At 63.2% G+C, this 16,373-nt stretch carries 15 protein-coding genes; 7 read left to right on the forward strand and 8 right to left on the reverse strand.

Going from position 1 to position 16,373, the window contains the following annotated elements:
* Nucleotides 1-64: 64 nt before the first annotated feature.
* Both ABEB22_RS03260 and ptsP read left to right on the forward strand, forming a co-directional pair.
* Nucleotides 65-1,327: an aspartate kinase gene (locus tag ABEB22_RS03260; RefSeq protein WP_339114281.1), complete on the forward strand. Its 1,263-nt coding sequence runs from the start codon at nucleotides 65-67 to the stop codon at nucleotides 1,325-1,327.
* A gap of 56 nt (nucleotides 1,328-1,383) precedes the next feature.
* Entirely contained in the window at nucleotides 1,384-3,624 is a 2,241-nt protein-coding gene (ptsP, locus tag ABEB22_RS03265; RefSeq protein ID WP_350936253.1) for a phosphoenolpyruvate--protein phosphotransferase, read from the forward strand.
* A 77-nt stretch (nucleotides 3,625-3,701) separates the two neighbouring features.
* Here ptsP and ABEB22_RS03270 read toward each other — a convergent pair whose 3' ends face one another.
* Together ABEB22_RS03270 and ABEB22_RS03275 are read right to left on the reverse strand one after the other, a co-directional pair.
* Nucleotides 3,702-4,472, reverse strand: coding sequence for an EcsC family protein (locus ABEB22_RS03270; protein ID WP_406870811.1), 771 nt, complete (start codon nucleotides 4,470-4,472; stop codon nucleotides 3,702-3,704).
* Between the two features lie 58 nt (nucleotides 4,473-4,530).
* Entirely contained in the window at nucleotides 4,531-5,031 is a 501-nt protein-coding gene (locus ABEB22_RS03275; RefSeq protein WP_339114278.1) for an N-acetyltransferase, read from the reverse strand.
* A gap of 102 nt (nucleotides 5,032-5,133) precedes the next feature.
* Here ABEB22_RS03275 and ABEB22_RS03280 point away from each other — a divergent pair, with 102 nt between their 5' ends.
* From ABEB22_RS03280 to ABEB22_RS03290, 3 genes are read left to right on the forward strand one after another with little or no spacing between them, the layout of a single operon-like run.
* Nucleotides 5,134-5,736, forward strand: a complete 603-nt coding sequence (locus tag ABEB22_RS03280) for a flavin reductase family protein (RefSeq protein ID WP_406870812.1) — start codon at nucleotides 5,134-5,136, stop codon at nucleotides 5,734-5,736.
* A gap of 10 nt (nucleotides 5,737-5,746) precedes the next feature.
* Nucleotides 5,747-6,613, forward strand: a complete 867-nt coding sequence (locus tag ABEB22_RS03285; protein WP_339114467.1) for an S-methyl-5'-thioadenosine phosphorylase — start codon at nucleotides 5,747-5,749, stop codon at nucleotides 6,611-6,613.
* Between the two features lie 28 nt (nucleotides 6,614-6,641).
* Nucleotides 6,642-7,172 carry an adenine phosphoribosyltransferase gene (locus ABEB22_RS03290; protein WP_339114276.1) on the forward strand — a complete coding sequence of 177 codons (531 nt, stop codon included), beginning with the start codon at nucleotides 6,642-6,644 and terminating at the stop codon, nucleotides 7,170-7,172.
* Between the two features lie 137 nt (nucleotides 7,173-7,309).
* Here ABEB22_RS03290 and ABEB22_RS03295 read toward each other — a convergent pair whose 3' ends face one another.
* The 6 genes from ABEB22_RS03295 to cyoE all read right to left on the reverse strand — a co-directional run bounded on the left by ABEB22_RS03295 (nucleotide 7,310) and on the right by cyoE (nucleotide 13,231).
* Complete coding sequence (locus ABEB22_RS03295; protein ID WP_406870813.1) at nucleotides 7,310-8,713, reverse strand: FAD-binding oxidoreductase; 1,404 nt, start codon at nucleotides 8,711-8,713, stop codon at nucleotides 7,310-7,312.
* Between the two features lie 23 nt (nucleotides 8,714-8,736).
* Nucleotides 8,737-9,321, reverse strand: a complete 585-nt coding sequence (locus tag ABEB22_RS03300) for a GNAT family protein (RefSeq protein WP_339114274.1) — start codon at nucleotides 9,319-9,321, stop codon at nucleotides 8,737-8,739.
* Nucleotides 9,321-10,580, reverse strand: a complete 1,260-nt coding sequence (locus tag ABEB22_RS03305) for a M16 family metallopeptidase (RefSeq protein WP_406870814.1) — start codon at nucleotides 10,578-10,580, stop codon at nucleotides 9,321-9,323. The genes ABEB22_RS03300 and ABEB22_RS03305 overlap by 1 nt, the downstream gene beginning before the upstream one ends.
* Nucleotides 10,577-11,974, reverse strand: coding sequence for a threonine synthase (thrC, locus tag ABEB22_RS03310; RefSeq protein ID WP_406870815.1), 1,398 nt, complete (start codon nucleotides 11,972-11,974; stop codon nucleotides 10,577-10,579). The genes ABEB22_RS03305 and thrC overlap by 4 nt, the downstream gene beginning before the upstream one ends.
* 112 nt (nucleotides 11,975-12,086) lie before the next feature.
* On the reverse strand, nucleotides 12,087-12,275 hold the full coding sequence (locus tag ABEB22_RS03315; protein WP_350936268.1) for a hypothetical protein: 189 nt from the start codon (nucleotides 12,273-12,275) through the stop codon (nucleotides 12,087-12,089).
* Entirely contained in the window at nucleotides 12,272-13,231 is a 960-nt protein-coding gene (gene cyoE, locus ABEB22_RS03320; RefSeq protein ID WP_406870816.1) for a heme o synthase, read from the reverse strand. Before cyoE ends, ABEB22_RS03315 begins: the two co-directional genes overlap by 4 nt.
* A gap of 362 nt (nucleotides 13,232-13,593) precedes the next feature.
* Between cyoE and tldD the strand changes: the two genes are divergently transcribed.
* The gene (tldD, locus tag ABEB22_RS03325) at nucleotides 13,594-15,018 is read left to right on the forward strand and encodes a metalloprotease TldD (RefSeq protein ID WP_406870817.1); all 1,425 of its coding nucleotides are present in this window, start codon (nucleotides 13,594-13,596) and stop codon (nucleotides 15,016-15,018) included.
* 171 nt (nucleotides 15,019-15,189) lie between these two features.
* A complete protein-coding gene (gene dprA / locus ABEB22_RS03330) occupies nucleotides 15,190-16,299 on the forward strand; it encodes a DNA-processing protein DprA (RefSeq protein ID WP_406870818.1) in 1,110 nt (369 codons plus the stop codon).
* Nucleotides 16,300-16,373: the final 74 nt, after the last annotated feature.

Here is a 16,373-nt window from a genome sequence, read left to right on the forward strand (position 1 = left end):
GCTTGCTTTAACCGAAACCCGAACTCCCGGCACAGGGACCGGGCAGCGAAGCGAGGGGGAAGATATGCCGCTTCTCGTCATGAAATTCGGTGGCACTTCGGTGGCCGATCTCGACCGCATTGCCAATGCGGCCGCTAAGGTCCAGCGCGAAGTTGAGCGGGGCTATGACGTCATCGTAATCGTGTCGGCTATGTCCGGCAAGACCAACGAGCTTGTGGGCTGGGTCGAGAAGACCGCGCCCCTCTACGACGCGCGCGAATATGACGCCGTCGTGGCCTCGGGTGAGAATATCACCGCCGGTCTGATGGCGCTGCGCCTGCAGGAAATGGGCGTGCCCGCGCGCAGCTGGCAAGGCTGGCAGGTGCCGATCAACACGACCTCGGCCCATAGCGCCGCGCGCTTCAAATCGATTCCGCGCGACAATATCGACGCGAAATTCGCCGAAGGTATGAAGGTCGCTGTCGTGGCCGGTTTCCAAGGCCTGTCGGAAGAAGGCCGCATCACCACGCTGGGTCGTGGTGGCTCGGATACCACCGCCGTGGCCTTTGCCGCCGCCTTCGATGCCGAGCGTTGCGACATCTATACCGATGTCGACGGCATCTACACCACCGACCCCCGCGTCTCGGGCAAGGCCCGCAAGCTCGACAAGATCGCCTTCGAGGAGATGCTGGAACTGGCCTCGCTGGGCGCGAAAGTCCTGCAAACCCGCTCGGTCGAGCTGGCAATGCGTTTTAATGTGCGCCTACGGGTGCTGTCCTCCTTCGAGGATACCGACGAAAACTCCGGAACCCTGGTCTGCGGCGAGGAAGAAATCATGGAATCGAAAGTCGTCTCTGGTGTCGCCTTCTCGCGCGACGAGGCAAAAATCACGCTGTTCACCATTCACGACCGTCCGGGCGTGGCGCAGGCCATCTTCGGCCCGCTGGCCGATGCCGGTGTGAATGTCGATATGATCGTGCAGAACATCTCGGAAAAGGACTATGACGACACCTATGCCGGTGCTGTCACCGATATGACCTTCTCGCTGCCGATCAATCAGGTCGCCCGCGCCCAGAAGGCGATGGAAGAGGCCAAATCCGCAGGCAAGATCAACTACGACCAGCTGATCATCGATACCGAGGTTGCCAAGGTGTCGGTCGTGGGTATCGGCATGCGCAGCCATGCAGGCGTCGCCGCCAAGATGTTCCAGGCGCTTTCCGCCGAAAACATCAACATCAAGGTCATCTCCACTTCGGAAATCAAGATTTCCGTCCTGATCGACCGGAAATATATGGAATTGGCCGTGCAGGCACTCCATGATGCGTTTGAACTGGACCAGAAAGGCTAACGCCTTTCTACCCTGTTTCGGGCGTAACTATCGAACCAAAGGATCGGCCTTTTCTCATGGCGGAACGCAGTGATAGCGACAGTCGGAACCTGTTGCGCCGTTTGCGCGACGTCCTGGCCGAGCCTGGCAACGGTCAGGACAGGCTGGACCGGATCACCTCGCTGATCGCCCATTCCATGGGCACCGAGGTGTGTTCGATCTACCTGTTCCGTGACCCCGAGACGCTGGAACTCTGTGCCACCGAAGGCCTGAAACCCGAAGCTGTGCACCAGACCCGGATGCGTCTGGGCGAGGGCCTCGTGGGCCGCGTCGCCCGTGTCGGCAACCCGATCAACACCCATGACGCCCCCTCTGCCCCCGGTTTCCGCTATATGCCCGAGACCGGCGAAGAGATCTATTCGAGCTTCCTCGGCGTGCCGATCCAGCGGGTGGGCGAGAAACTGGGCGTGCTCGTCGTGCAGTCGAAAGAAGCGCGCGATTACAAGGATGACGAGGTCTATGGCCTCGAGGTCGTCGCCATGGTGTTGGCCGAGATGACCGAGCTGGGCGCCTTTGTGGGCGATGGCGAGGGGATCGGGCACAGCCATCGTTTTCCGGTGATGTTCCGCGGCTCCTCCGGTCAGGAAGGCGCCTGCGAGGGCCGCGTCTGGCTGCATGAGCCGCGCGTGGTGGTCACCAATCCCGTGGGCGACGATCCCGATCACGAGAAACAGCGGCTCGAAGACGCCGTGGGCGCGCTTCAGGCGCAGGTCAATGACATGATCTCCGGCTCCGGCGATATGGATATGGACCACCGGCAGGTGCTCGAGACCTACCGGATGCTGGCCAATTCGCGCGGCTGGATGCGGCGGATGACCGAGGATATCGCGCTTGGCCTTTCGGCCGAGGCCGCGGTCGAGAAGGAACAGTCGCAGAACCGTTCGCGGCTCGAACAGGCGGCTGATCCCTATCTGCGCGAGCGCCTCTCGGATCTTGATGATCTCTCGAACCGGCTCCTGCGCCTCCTGACAGGGCAAGGCACCCATACCGGCGCCGAGCTGCCCGAGAACCCCGTTCTGGTTGCCAAGAATATCGGCCCTGCGGAACTCCTTGATTACGGACGTGGGCTGAAAGGCGTGGTGCTGGAGGAAGGCTCGGTCGGCAGTCACGCGGCCGTCGTGGCGCGGGCGCTGGCCATCCCTCTGGTGATCCATGCCAAGCGGATCACCACCGAGGCACTCAATGGCGACCCGATTCTGGTGGATGGCGATCAGGGCGTGGTGCATCTGCGCCCCGAAGACCCCGTGGCCAATGCGTTCCGCGACAAGATCGCGATGCAGGCCGAGGCCCAGAAACGCTATGCCGATCTGCGCGATCTGCCCGCCGAGGATCGGCAGGGCACACGGATCAATCTGGTGATGAATGCGGGGCTTCTGGCCGATCTGCCCTCGCTGCAAAATAGCGGCGCCGAGGGTGTGGGCCTGTTCCGCACCGAGCTACAATTCCTGACCCGCTCGCGGGTGCCACGCCGCGACGAGCTGGCCCAGCTCTATAACCGCGTGATGGATGCAGCCCAAGGCAAGCCGGTCAAATTCCGCACGCTCGATATCGGCTCGGACAAGGTCCTGCCCTATATGAAACCGCAAGACGAGCCCAACCCCGCGATGGGCTGGCGCGCGATCCGTGTGGGGCTCGACAAGCCCGGCGTCTTGCGGATGCAGCTGCAGGCGCTGATCCGCGCCGCCGGCACGCGCCCTCTGGAGGTAATGTTCCCCTTCATCGCCTGCCCGTCAGAGTTCTATGCCGGACGTGATGCGCTGTTGCGCCAGCGCGACCGCGAGGCCGCCCTTGGCCGCCCCGTCCCCGAATGCCTGAAGATCGGCGCCATGCTGGAGACGCCGTCGCTGGGCTTTGCGCCAGACAGTTTCTACCAGACCTGCGATTTCATCTCGATCGGCGGCAATGATCTCAAGCAGTTCTTCTTTGCGGCGGATCGAGAAAACGAGCGTGTGCGGCGGCGCTATGACACGCTGGATGTCAGCTTCCTGACCTTCCTCGAGCGGATCATCGTGCGCTGCGAGGCCACCAATACAGTGCTGAGTTTCTGCGGCGAGGATGCGGGCCGCCCCGTGGAGGCGCTGACCTTCGCGGCGCTGGGGCTCAGGACGCTCTCGATGCGGCCAGCCTCGATCGGGCCGATCAAACACCTGATCCGCCGCGCCGATCTGGCCGAGCTGCGCCAGATCGTACAGCGCGTGCGCAATGAGGGGCATAGCTCTGTGCGTAATGCGGTGACGACCTATCTGGCCCATCTGTAAGGCAGGAAGGGGCTCTGCCCCTCTCGGGGCCTGACGGCCCCGCTTCACCCCGGGATATTTAGGGACGCTGGAAAGGTTCAGCGTTTGCGGCTGATCCGCGCGACCAGTTCCTCGCGCAGGAGGCCTTCGTCGATCTGCGCATCGCGGGCGAGGCGCTTGAGACCGAAATGCACCCGCGCCACATCCTGATAGTAGCTGGTGAAGGTATAGTTGACCGCAGCGCCCGCCACAGCGCCCAGAAGCGGCGCCGCCTGGGCCGCGAGTTTCTGGCCCAGAACCGCCGACAGGCGCGGGGCGACCTTGGAGATCAGTCCCTGCATGGACGAGCCTGTCAATGTCACACGTGTGGCGATCAGACCGACATCGGTGCCGTCATCCTCTTCGAGCGGACCGGCGGAGGCGAAGATGCGCAGGCATTCGGTCTTCACCTCATCAGAGGCCGGATCGAAGCCGTGTTCGGCCGCGATCCCCTGAATGGAGCGCAGGAGCATGGTGATGGTCAACGGCAGTTCTGCGGCCGCGCCGGGCAGGCCCGCAAAGCCTCCCGCCGCCCCCATCGCCGTCGTCAATGCCCTGTTGAGCCAGTCCGGCTTGTCCTCGACGACACCGCGCGAGCGGCCTGCCGCGGCCAGAGCCGTCTGGAGCGCCCTGGCCGTGATTCCCTCCAGACCACCACGCACGGGGCTCGGGAGTTTATTCAGAAGCGTCTCGGCAGAGCCGCCGAGATAGGACAGGAGCTGCATGCCCGGCCCGGAGGCCGAACGGTAGCGCCGCGCCAGCCCGTCCAGCTCGCGCATCACGCTGTGATCGGTCAGGGGTTCGAAGATTTCGGCGGTAGTCTGAGACATGGGCATACTCCCTTTCCGTTCAGATATGGAGCGGGCAGGCGCGAGTGCAAGAGGCCGGTCAGGCGCCCGGGGAAGGGGTCGTGAATTTCTCGACCTCGCCGGTCACGCCTTCCCATGCGCCGGGCACCAGTTCCAGCGCAAGCACACGGTCGGGGTTGGTGGGCGGCGGCATGATCACGTCATCGATCTTCCAGAATCCGAAGCGGCGGTAATAGGGCTCGTCCCCGACCAGCAGCACCCGCTCCCAGCCAATGCGTCGCGCCTCGTTGAGGCTTTCATGCATGAGCATTCCGCCCAGGCCTTCGCCCTGACGGGTGGGGTGGACGGCCACAGGCCCCAGAAGCAGGCAGCGATGCCCCGAGACCAGGATCGGCCAGTAGCGGATCACCGCGGCCAGAATGCCGTCCTGCCGCAATGTAAGGCAGAGCTGGCTGACTTTGGGCACGTTATCGCGCAGCCGGTAGGAGGAAAGCGCGGTCCGGCCGGGCGCGAAGCACAGGTCATAGAGCGCCTCGACTTCCCACCAGTCGGCCTCGTTTTCTTCGTCGAGCTGATACATCGGCCACGCCCCATGCGATCTGATCCCCGAACACCAAGGCTGGGGCTTTCCATTCCGCCTAGCACGCGGCAGTGTCAGGTTCAAACCATAGGAGGCATCGAAATGTTCTATCGTCCTGCTCAGGGACACGGCCTGCCGCATGATCCGTTCAGCGCCATCGTCTCGCCCCGCCCCATTGGCTGGATCTCGACACGCGGCAAGCTGGGCGACAATCTGGCGCCCTATTCCTTCTTCAATGCCGCCGCCTATACGCCCCCGCAGGTCGTGTTTTCCTCGCTGGGTGCGAAAGAGGATCGCGACGGCACCAAAGACAGCCTCGCCCAGATCCGCGAGAGCGGGGTGTTCTGCGTCAATCTGGTAGAGCCCGCGCTGGTCGAGGTGATGAATGCCAGCACCGCGCCCTATCCGGCGGGGGTGGACGAGTTCGCGGCCTGCGGCATCGAGAAGGCCGAGTGCAGCGAGATCGACTGCCCGCGTGTGGCGCAGGCGCCTGCCGCGTTGGAATGCCGGTTTGTGGGCGAGATGCCGTTACTGGGTATGGCAGATGTGCTTGTCCATGCCGAGGTGGTGGGCGTACATCTGCGAGAGGATTGCCTGACAGACGGGATCTACCATCCGCCAGGCTGGGTCAGCCGGCTGGGCTATCGCGGGGATTATGCCACCGTGACCGATACATGGGAACTGCTGCGCCCGCGTTTGAAGTAAGGAAAACATGATGGACAAGGTAATCGGGATCATCGGCGGCTCGGGGCTTTATGACATTGCGGGGCTGGAAAACCGCAAATGGCAGGCGGTCGAGACACCTTTCGGCACCCCGTCGGACGAGCTGCTGACAGGCGAGCTGGACGGGGTGCGGATGGTTTTCCTGCCCCGCCACGGGCGCGGCCATGTGCATATGCCCACCACGGTGAATTACCGCGCCAATATCGCGGCGATGAAGACCATGGGTGTGACCGATCTGGTGGCGGTCTCGGCGGTGGGGTCGCTGAAAGAAGACTATGCGCCGGGCGATTTTCTGGTGGTGGACCAGTATATCGACCGCACCTTCGCCCGCGAGAAAAGCTTTTTCGGGACGGGGCTTGTGGGCCATGTGCCGTTTTCCCACCCGACCTGCGCACGGCTTTCGGAGGTCTGTCTGGAGGCGGGGCGCGAGGCGGGTGGCACCATGCATAGGGGCGGCACCTATGTGGCGATGGAGGGTCCGCAATTTTCCACTCTGGCCGAGAGCCGCCTCTACCGGAGCTGGGGCGCGGATGTGATCGGGATGACCGGCATGCCCGAGGCCAAACTCGCCCGCGAGGCCGAGATCTGCTACGCCTGTATCGCGATGATCACCGATTACGACTGCTGGCACCCCGATCATGACGCGGTCGATGTGGCGCAGGTAGTGGCCACCGCCAAGGCCAATGCGCAACTGGCGCGCTCGGTCATCGCGGCGCTGCCCAAGCGCCTCAAAGGGCCGCAAAGCGATTGCGCTTCGGGATGTAACCGTGCATTGGACGGGGCGATCATGACGGCGCCCGAGTGCCGCGATCCCGAGATGAAAGAGAAACTGAACTGCGTGGCCGGTCGCGTCCTGTGACCCCCTCCCCGCCCGCACGGAGACACCCATGAAAACCGTCAAGGATTACATCCGCACCATCGCCGATTTCCCGCATGAGGGGATCCTGTTCCGCGATGTCACCACCCTCTTCGCCGACCCGCGCGGCTTCCGCATGGCGATCGACCAGCTCCTGCACCCTTGGGCAGGCCAGCCGATCGACAAGGTTGTAGGGCTCGAGGCGCGCGGGTTCATCCTTGGCGGGGCGATTGCCCACCAGCTGTCGAAAGGGTTTGTCCCGATCCGCAAGAAGGGCAAGCTACCGGGCCAGACTATCAGCCAGGCCTACAAGCTGGAATATGGCGAGGCGATCATGGAGATGCATGAAGACGCCATCCAGCCCGGAGAGCGGGTGCTGATCGTCGATGACCTTCTGGCAACGGGTGGCACCTGCGGTGCGGGGATACAGCTGATCGAGAAGCTGGGCGGCCAGATCGTGGGCTGCTCCTTCATCGTGGATCTGCCCGAGCTGGGCGGACGCCGTAAACTGGAAGCGATGGGGCAACAGGTGCAGGTTTTGTGCGAATTCGAAGGGCTTTGATCGCGCAGGGTTAAGGCTGCTAACCTTTTGTCAGGTTTTAGCGTGCTACACATATCGCGCAGACTGGTTCTGCTGCTTGCAAACACGTGAACCACTCGCAGAGCGCCTCGCCACCACCCATTGGGCGAGGCGCTTTTTCATTCACCCGCCACCACCACCGCGCCCGGGTTCATGATCCCCTTGGGGTCGAGCGCCGCTTTGACCGCGCGCATCACCGCCAGCTTGCCCGCATCGCCATAGCGCTCCAGATCGCCGGTCTTGATCCGCCCGATCCCATGCTCGGCCGAGACCGATCCACCGAAACTGTCGACCACCGCATAAACGCAATCCTTCACCGCGCCCTTGAGATGGTCATAATCGGCGCGGGTTTTACCCGCCGCAGGGAAGGCGTTGTAATGCAGGTTCCCATCGCCCACATGGCCGAAGCAGTTCACGCGGATATCGCCCAGCTCGGCCAGCGCCTCGCCCGCCGCCTTGATGAAGGCCGGAAGCGAGGGCAACGGCACCGAGACATCATGGCTGGAAATCGAGCCGATGCGCTTGTTCGCCTCGGGGATATTCTCGCGCAGCGCCCACATATCGTTCCGCTGCTGGCCCGATTGCGCGATGACACCATCGCTCACCAGATCGCCCGCAGCCTCGAAGAGCCCCGCCAGAGCCTCCTCGGCATCCATCCCCGCGGGCAGGCCGATCTCGCACAACACCATCCAGTCCGGCGCCTCGGCAAAGGGCATATGCACCTCGGGGCCGACCTGCGCCAGAAATTCCAGCCCCTGACGGGCGATCAGCTCGAACGCCGATACACAGCCCACCATCCGTGCCTCGGCGATCTCCAACAGCTCCAGCGCCGCTTCGGGGCTGGGCACCACGAAAAACGCCGTGCCGACCTCGGAGGGGCGCGGGAAGAGCCGCAGACTGGCCGCCGTGATCACACCAAGGCTGCCTTCGGAGCCGATCATCAGATCCTTGATGTCATAGCCGGTATTGTCCTTGCGCAGGCGCTTGAGTCCCGAGACGATCGTGCCATCGGCCAGCACCGCCTCGACGCCCAGACACAGCTCGCGCGTATTGCCATAGCGCAGCACATTCACCCCGCCCGCATTGGTCGCCAGGCAGCCGCCGATCCGCGCCGTGCCCTGAGAGGCCAGCGATAGCGGAAAGAGCCGCCCGCGCGCCTCGGCCGCCTCCTGCACCTGCGCCAGGGTCAGTCCCGCCTCGACGATCATCGTATGGGCATCGGCATCGCGGATACGGGTCATTTTCTCGAGGCTGAGGATCAGCGGGCGGATCTCGCCGGGCATGACTTGCCCCGACACCAGCCCCGTGCCCCCGCCATAGGGCACCACCGGCACGCTCTGCGCGTGACAGAGCTTGAGGATCTGCGACACCTCTTCGGTGCTTGCGGGCTTTGCCAGAAGCCCCCCCTGCCCGAACCAGCGCCCGCGCGGCTCTTCCAGATAGCGCGGCTCCGCCTCCGAGAGCGCCAGATCCGGTAGGAGCTCGGAAAGCTCTTCGCGGAAGATATCGTCGGCAGCGCGCATGGAATTTCCTTTATAATCTGGACTTAACCCACATCCGTCCGGCCACGGCGGTCGGGACGCAGGTTGGAATAGAGCACATGGTTGCGCCAGCGGCCGTTGATTTGCAAATAGGCCTGCGCCACACCTTCATATTTGAAGCCGGATTTCTCCAACACGCCGCGCGATGCCGCGTTTTCAGGCAGGCAAGCTGCCTCGATACGACTGAGATCGAGGATGGCGAAGGCGTAATCCACAACCCCTTCAATGGCTTCGCGCATAAAGCCCTGACGGGCATAGCGCTCGCCCACCCAATAGCCGATGGTTCCCGATTGCGCGGGGCCACGGCGGATATTGTCGAGGGTGATAGCCCCCACCACGCGCTCGTCGCCGCGCCGTATGAGGAAGAAGGGCAAGGCAGTGCCTGCGGCCTCGGCCCGTGCGGACCAGTAGACCCGATTGGCAAAGGCCTTGCGCGAGAGATGGTCGTTGGACCAGAGCGGCTCCCATTGGGTCAGGAAGTCGCGGCTCTCCTCGCGCAGGCTCGCCCAGTCGCGATAGTCGGAATGTTGCGGCAGGCGAAGCGTCAGCCGATCGGTTTCCACCTTCGGTTTACGGCGACGCGTCAGCATCAGGCAGCAAGCCTCCGTCGCAATTCCTCCAGATCGGGAGCACGATCAACCGGACCATAAAGGGCGAGCGCCGAATTGGGCTCGGCGATCAGCTTGGCCGCATAGGCGCGCACGGCCTCGACGGTAACACCATCGATACGGTCCGCCGTCTCCTCGAGATCGGGCACACGGCCCCAGACCGACAGATTACGGGCCATCCGCTCGGCGCGGCTTGACGGGCTCTCGAGCCCCATCAGCATACCCGCCTTGATCTGGGCCCGCGCACGGGCGACCTCGACCTCGGACATATCCTCGGCGGCGCGCTTCAGCTCGTCCACCGTCAGGGTGGACAGCTGCTCGACCTCCTCGGCGGAGGTGCCCGCATAGATCGTCATCATGCCCGTGTCCTCATAGGCACCGGCCTGGGAGAAGATCGTGTAGCACAGGCCCTTCTCTTCGCGGATCTTCTGGAACAGCCGCGAAGACATCCCGCCCCCCAGCGCCGTTGCATAGACCTGCGCCGCATAAAGATCGGTCGAGCGGTAGCTCGGACCCTCGAATGCCAGTGCGAAATGCGCCTGCTCGAGGTCTTTCGACTTGCGGTATTCGGCACCCTTCCAGCTCGCAGGCTGGATCAGCGCATCCTTGCGCGGGATCATATGGCCGAAGATCATCTCGGCCTGTTTGACGATGGCGTCATGATCCACATCCCCCGCCGCCGACAGGATCATCTGACCGGGGCCGTAATGCTCGGAAACAAAGCCTGCCAGATCGCTCTGGCCAAAGCCTGCGACCTTTTCCGCCGGACCGAGGATCGTGCGACCGATCGCCTGATCGGGATAGGCGGCCTCCTGCAGCCAGTCGAAGATGATATCGTCGGGCGTATCGAGCGCCTGCCCGATCTCCTGCAGGATCACACCGCGCTCGACCTCGATCTCGCGCTGGTCAAAGACCGGGTTCATCAGGATATCGCCAATGACATCGAGCGCCAGCGGCACGTCATTGCCTAAGACACGCGCGTAATAGGCGGTCACCTCGCGCGAGGTATAGGCATTGATATAGCCGCCCACATCCTCGATCGCTTCAGCAATCTGCAAGGCAGAGCGCGTCTTGGTGCCCTTGAACGCCATATGTTCGAGGAAATGTGCGATACCGTTCTGTTCGGGGCGCTCGTGACGCCCGCCCGCATTGACCCAGATGCCGATGGCGGCAGAGGCCATCGAGGGCATCCGCTCGGTCACGACGCGCAGGCCGTTGGGAAGGGTCGAGAACTGGATCATGCGCGGCGCTCTTTACGGATCAGGGTTTCCAGCGCGTCCAGGTCATTGGGCACACGGGTCACACGCTCCTCGCGGTCGAAGAGGTCCGCCATACGCGGCGGCAGATCGGGATGCACGCCCGACGCCTCGTTGACGGCGGCGGGGAATTTCGCCGGATGCGCGGTGGCCAGCGTGATCATCGGCGTTGCCGGATCGCGCTCGATCGCGTCCATCGCCACACCCACGCCCACGGCGGAATGCGGGCACAGAAGCTCTCCGGTGGTTTTCAGCGTCTTGGCGATGATCTCCAGCGTGCGGCCCTCGCCGACGGCACCGCTGTCGTAATGCTCGAGCAATGCCCCCATCGCGTTTTTCGACACGGTGAAGGAGCCCTGATTTTTCAGCTCGTCCATCAGTGCGGAAACTGCGGCGCCATCGCGGCCATAGGCCCAGAATAGCGCGCGCTCGAAATTGGAGGACACCTCGATATCCATCGAGGGGCTCATCGAGGGTTTCACACCACGTTTGGTGTAATCGCCCGCCTTGATGCAGCGGTCGAGAATGTCGTTCTGGTTGGTGGCGATCACCAGACGCTCGATCGGCAGGCCCATTTCCTTGGCAAGGAAGCCCGCGAAAATATCACCGAAATTGCCGGTCGGCACGGTGAAGGAGACCTTGCGATGCGGCGCGCCCACGGCCACGGCCGAGGTGAAGTAATAGACGATCTGCGCCAGAACACGGGCGAAGTTGATCGAGTTCACACCGGCAAGGCCAACCTCGTCGCGGAAGGTGAAATCGTTGAACATATCCTTCAGCTTGGCCTGGCAATCGTCGAAATCGCCCTCGAGCGCCAGCGCATGGACATTGCCTTCGATCGGCGTGGTCATCTGGCGGCGCTGCACTTCCGACACGCGGCCATGCGGGAAGAGGATGAAGACATCGACATTATCGAGCCCACGGAAGGCCTCGATGGCCGCCGAGCCGGTATCACCCGAGGTGGCACCGACGATCGTGACCTTGCGGTTCTGTTTCGCCAGCTCGATCTGGAACAGCTGGCCGATCACCTGCATCGCGAAATCCTTGAACGCGAGCGTCGGGCCGTGGAACAGCTCCAGCAGGAAATGGTTCGGCGCCAGCTGCTTGAGCGGCGCGCGCGCGACATGACCGAACCCGGCATAGGCACGGGTGATCGCGCCTTTCAGCTCTTCATCCGAGAAGGTCTCGGCGGTGAAGGGCTTCATCACGCGGAAGGCGACCTCCTCATAGGACAGACCGGCCATCGCGGCAATCTCGTCCGCGGTGAATTGCGGCACCGTCTCGGGCACATAGAGCCCGCCGTCACGGGCCAGACCCGTCAACATTGCTTCGCCAAAGCTCAGAGCCGGGGCCTGTCCCCGGGTCGAAATATAACGCATGGTCAGTCCTTCGGTTCGTCGGGGTCTGATACGCCAATGCACGGGCGCTGTCATCCCTGACTGCATATATCATGGAAAAATCAACGCAATCTGCGGCAGAAAAGCCCGCGGATCAGCGCGTCTGGGTGATGGTTGTGGGGGCCGCGGCCTCGGTGGCGGCTCCGGTGGCGGCTCCTGTCTGGGCCGAAAGCTTCACGATGGTCAGCCCGAAGACCAAGAGACAGAACACGGCAAGCGTCAGGCCCAGCCCCTTGTTGCGCGAGGCGCGGGCCAGATGCATGGGATACAGCCGACCACTCATGACCAGGTGAACCCTTGCACGAATTGCGCATAGGCGGGCCACAGATGCAGCGCCTTCTCGACCAGCAGTGCCCCGAAATGCAGCGCCAGATAGAGGAGCGAGAAGTAGAAATAGCGCTTCTCGAAACGGTAGCCCTCGGCCTCTGCGGTCTCTTCGGCGCGGCGCCAGATGACCCAGCCGCCATGGATGAAGATCGCGTTCAGCACCAGCGCCGTGGCCAGATAGACCGGCCCGCCGATCGAAGTCACGCCCAGCCCGATGGCCACCGGCGCGAGGATCAGCGCATAGGCAAGGATATGGCGACGCGTGGTCTTGCGGCCATGGGTCACCGTCAGCATCGGCACTTTGGCCGCCGAATAATCGCTCTTCATGAAGAGCGCGAGCGCCCAGAAATGCGGGGGCGTCCACAGGAAGATCAGGAGGAACATCGCCACTGATTCGACCGACACGCCGCCCGTTGCAACCGCCCAGCCGATCATCGGGGGGAAGGCCCCCGCCGCGCCACCGATCACGATATTCTGCGGCGTCGAGCGTTTGAGCCACATCGTATAGACGATGACGTAGAAAAAGATGGTGAAGGCCAGAAACAGCCCCGCGAAGATATTCGACGCAAGCGCCAGCATCACGCAGGAGATCACCGAAAGCGCCAGGCCAAAGCCCAGAGCCTCGGTCTCGCTGACGCGGCCAGCAGGGATCGGGCGGCTTTGCGTGCGCTTCATGATGCGGTCGATATCGGCATCATACCACATATTCAGCGCGCCCGAGGCACCACCACCCAAGGCAATGAAAAGAATGGAGATAAAGCCAACCAGCGGATGCACAGGCACAGGAGCTACCACAAGTCCCACAAAGGCGGTGAACACTACCAGCGACATCACGCGCGGCTTCAAGAGAGCCACGAAATCGTTGAACTGCGCGTCCTGTCCTTGCGGTTTTACATAGCCGATATCGCTCATCCGTGCCTTCCGGTTCGTCTTTGCCATCTGTCGCGCGGCTGCGCGGCACAAAACCTGTCCAGCTCCTGCCCACGGCATCCCGACCTGTCACGTTTCCGACAAGAGCCGAGAGCTACGAGGTGCCCCGATGCGGCAAAAGCCAAGCACAATCCGCCTCTGAAAGCGAAATCGCGCAGGGGCCGGATACACCTATTATTGATATTACGCCACATCTTTACATAGTGTGAGCGTTCAAATTTGCTGCTGATGAGCGCGTGCGGCCCCGCATCCTGTCTTCAAAACTTGTAACGGCAGGCCGGACGCGACATATCCATAGGCAGACCCGCGCGCGCCCGTGCCGCGCGAAAAGGAAAGGATACCGCATGAGCGAGACCCGCTTTGCCCCGTTCGAAACCCAGCTGGATGAAGAGCGCGCGCTTGCCGTCTTGCGAGAGGCGACGGCGGGCGCCGATGATGGCGAGCTGTTTCTGGAACGCCGTCGTTCCGAGGCGCTCGTCTTCGATGATGGCCGTGTGAAAAATGCAAGTTACGACGCCTCGGAGGGCTTCGGCCTGCGCGCTGTGCGCGGCGAGGTCTCGGGCTATGCCCATTCGACCGAGCTGACCGAAAGCGCGCTGAAATGCGCCGCCGAGACCGCACGTCTGGCCGTTGGCTCCGGTGGCGGCACGATGGCGCCCCCGCCGCAGGGCACCAATCTGCGGCTTTACACCGATAACGATCCGATGACGGACGCGACCTTCGCCGCCAAGATCGACATCCTCAAGGAGATCGATGCCTTCGCCCGTGATCTCGATCCGCGCGTGGTGCAGGTCTCGGCCTCGATGGCGGCCTCCCTGCAGGAGGTCTTCATCCTGCGCCCCGAAGGCGGGCTGGTGTCGGATATCCGTCCGATGGCGCGGATCAATGTCTCGGTGATCGTGGAGGAAAACGGTCGCCGCGAGTCGGGTAATCATGGCGGCGGTGGCCGCTACGGTCTGGCAGGGCTGATCACACCCGACACATGGCAGCCCGCCGTGCGCGAGGCGCTGCGCATCGCACTGGTCAATCTGCGCGCCGAGGCTGCGCCTGCGGGGCAGATGGATGTAGTGCTGGGTCCGGGTTGGCCGGGTGTCCTCTTGCACGAGGCCGTGGGCCACGGGCTGGAGGGCGATTTCAACCGCAAGAAATCCTCGGCCTTTGCCGGTCTGATGGGGCAACAGGTGGCCGCCAAGGGCGTGACCGTTCTGGATGATGGCACCATCCCCGACCGTCGCGGCTCGATCACCATCGACGATGAGGGCACGCCTTCGGGCAGGAATGTGCTGATCGAGGACGGTATTCTGGTGGGCTATATGCAGGACCGCCAGAATGCGCGCCTGATGGGGGTCATGCCCACCGGCAATGGCCGCCGCGAGAGCTTTGCCCATTGCCCCATGCCGCGCATGACCAATACCTATATGATGGGCGGCGATACCGATCCGGCCTCCATTCTGGCCGATCTGAAAGACGGAATCTATGCCGTGGGCTTTGGCGGCGGTCAGGTGGACATCACCAATGGCAAGTTCGTGTTCAACTGCACCGAAGCCTACCGTGTGAAGAACGGTGTTGTGGGCGCGCCGGTAAAAGGGGCCACGCTGGTCGGTGACGGCCCGACCGCGATGCAGAAGATTCGCGCCATCGGCAATGATATGGCGCTCGATCCGGGTGTCGGGAATTGCGGCAAGCAAGGTCAATGGGTGCCCGTAGGCGTCGGCCAACCCAGTCTGATGATCGGCGGGCTGACGGTTGGCGGCTCGGCTGCATCCTGACCTTGGGGCACTCATTTCCTTGGTATGACAACAGGATAGCCGCCTCTCTGGGCGGCTTTTCTATCGAAAGATCAAATAAATTTTTAGCAAAATTCCAGCGATGCCGGATTCGGTAACCTTTCGTTAATCTTAACGCAGCAATCTGGTTTTGCGATAGAGGCGGAGGACCGGATGAAAACAGGCTTGTTTTCTTACCCCACCCCCTTCACCCCACCCACCACGGAAGAAAATGAACTGCTGGTGCTCCGCCTCTTTCGCTCGCGTCGTATCGGGGCCACGACCTTTCACCGGATCATTGCCGAACACGGATCGGTCGCGGCGGCCTTTGAGGCCCTGCCCGAGATTGCCCGTTCTGCCGGTGTGACCGATTATTCTCCTTGTAGCGAGGCCGCCGCTCTGGCGGAACTGAACGCGGGCCGGAAGGCGGGCGCGCGCCTCCTTTGTTTCGGCGCGCCCGATTACCCGCAGGCGCTCTGCGATCTGCCGGATGCGCCTCCTGTCCTGTGGGCAATGGGCGATCTCGGGTTACTCAAACGCCCTGCACTAGCCTTTGTCGGCGCCCGCAGCGCCTCGTCTCTCGGGCGGCGGATGGCGGAAGGTCTGGCCCGCGAGGCGGGCGAGGCAGGCTATGTGGTGGTCTCGGGACTGGCCCGCGGGATCGATGCCGAGGCGCATAGGGCGGCGCTCACCACCGGCACGATCGGTGTGCAGGGCGGCGGGATCGATGTCGTCTATCCCAAAGAGAACAAAGCGCTGCATGCGGATCTTGCCGCGCAGGGGCTGCGACTTTCGGAAAATCCTGTCGGGATGCCGCCGCAGGCCCGCCATTTCCCGCAACGCAACCGCATCATTTCCGGTCTCGCGCGGGCGACGATTGTCATAGAGGCTGCCACGAAATCGGGAAGCCTGCTGACCGCCCGCAATGCGCTCGATCAGGGGCGAGAGGTCATGGCCGTGCCCGGCCATCCGATGGACGGGCGTGTGGGAGGCTGCAACCTGCTGATCCGCGATGGCGCCACATTGATCCGCGATTTCGCCGATATTGCCGAGGCACTGGGACCAGTGCAGACCACGCCCGTCCCTGCCGCCGAGGCTCCGCCCGCGGCGCCCGAAGATCCGGCGCAGGCGCTGCTGGAGCTATTGGGTCCCAGTCCGGTTCTGGAGGAGCATGTGATCCGTGATTTGCGGATCGATGCGGCAAGTTTCGCGCAGATCCTGACCGAACTCGAGCTGGACGGGCTGGTCCTGCGCCACGCCGGAAGCCGGATCAGTCTGGCCTGAGCCAGCCCTGCGACACAGGAAAATCAGGCCCTACATTGACATTGCCCGAAGAAATCCCAATCTTCCGCCCAACT

Source organism: Thioclava sp. 'Guangxiensis', from assembly GCF_045348365.1.
Lineage (GTDB): Bacteria > Pseudomonadota > Alphaproteobacteria > Rhodobacterales > Rhodobacteraceae > Thioclava > Thioclava kandeliae.

Bases quoted from the DNA above. Each gene is read 5' to 3' on its own strand.
- dprA (WP_406870818.1), top strand. From the start codon at position 15,190: ATGAAAACAGGCTTGTTTTCTTACCCCACCCCCTTCACCCCACCCACC.
- ABEB22_RS03305 (WP_406870814.1), bottom strand. From the start codon at position 10,580: ATGATCCAGTTCTCGACCCTTCCCAACGGCCTGCGCGTCGTGACCGAG.
- ABEB22_RS03315 (WP_350936268.1), bottom strand. From the start codon at position 12,275: ATGAGTGGTCGGCTGTATCCCATGCATCTGGCCCGCGCCTCGCGCAAC.
- ABEB22_RS03280 (WP_406870812.1), top strand. From the start codon at position 5,134: ATGTTCTATCGTCCTGCTCAGGGACACGGCCTGCCGCATGATCCGTTC.
- tldD (WP_406870817.1), top strand. From the start codon at position 13,594: ATGAGCGAGACCCGCTTTGCCCCGTTCGAAACCCAGCTGGATGAAGAG.
- ABEB22_RS03270 (WP_406870811.1), bottom strand. From the start codon at position 4,472: ATGTCTCAGACTACCGCCGAAATCTTCGAACCCCTGACCGATCACAGC.
- thrC (WP_406870815.1), bottom strand. From the start codon at position 11,974: ATGCGTTATATTTCGACCCGGGGACAGGCCCCGGCTCTGAGCTTTGGC.
- ABEB22_RS03285 (WP_339114467.1), top strand. From the start codon at position 5,747: ATGGACAAGGTAATCGGGATCATCGGCGGCTCGGGGCTTTATGACATT.
- ABEB22_RS03295 (WP_406870813.1), bottom strand. From the start codon at position 8,713: ATGCGCGCTGCCGACGATATCTTCCGCGAAGAGCTTTCCGAGCTCCTA.
- ABEB22_RS03290 (WP_339114276.1), top strand. From the start codon at position 6,642: ATGAAAACCGTCAAGGATTACATCCGCACCATCGCCGATTTCCCGCAT.
- ABEB22_RS03300 (WP_339114274.1), bottom strand. From the start codon at position 9,321: ATGCTGACGCGTCGCCGTAAACCGAAGGTGGAAACCGATCGGCTGACG.
- ptsP (WP_350936253.1), top strand. From the start codon at position 1,384: ATGGCGGAACGCAGTGATAGCGACAGTCGGAACCTGTTGCGCCGTTTG.
- cyoE (WP_406870816.1), bottom strand. From the start codon at position 13,231: ATGAGCGATATCGGCTATGTAAAACCGCAAGGACAGGACGCGCAGTTC.
- ABEB22_RS03260 (WP_339114281.1), top strand. From the start codon at position 65: ATGCCGCTTCTCGTCATGAAATTCGGTGGCACTTCGGTGGCCGATCTC.
- ABEB22_RS03275 (WP_339114278.1), bottom strand. From the start codon at position 5,031: ATGTATCAGCTCGACGAAGAAAACGAGGCCGACTGGTGGGAAGTCGAG.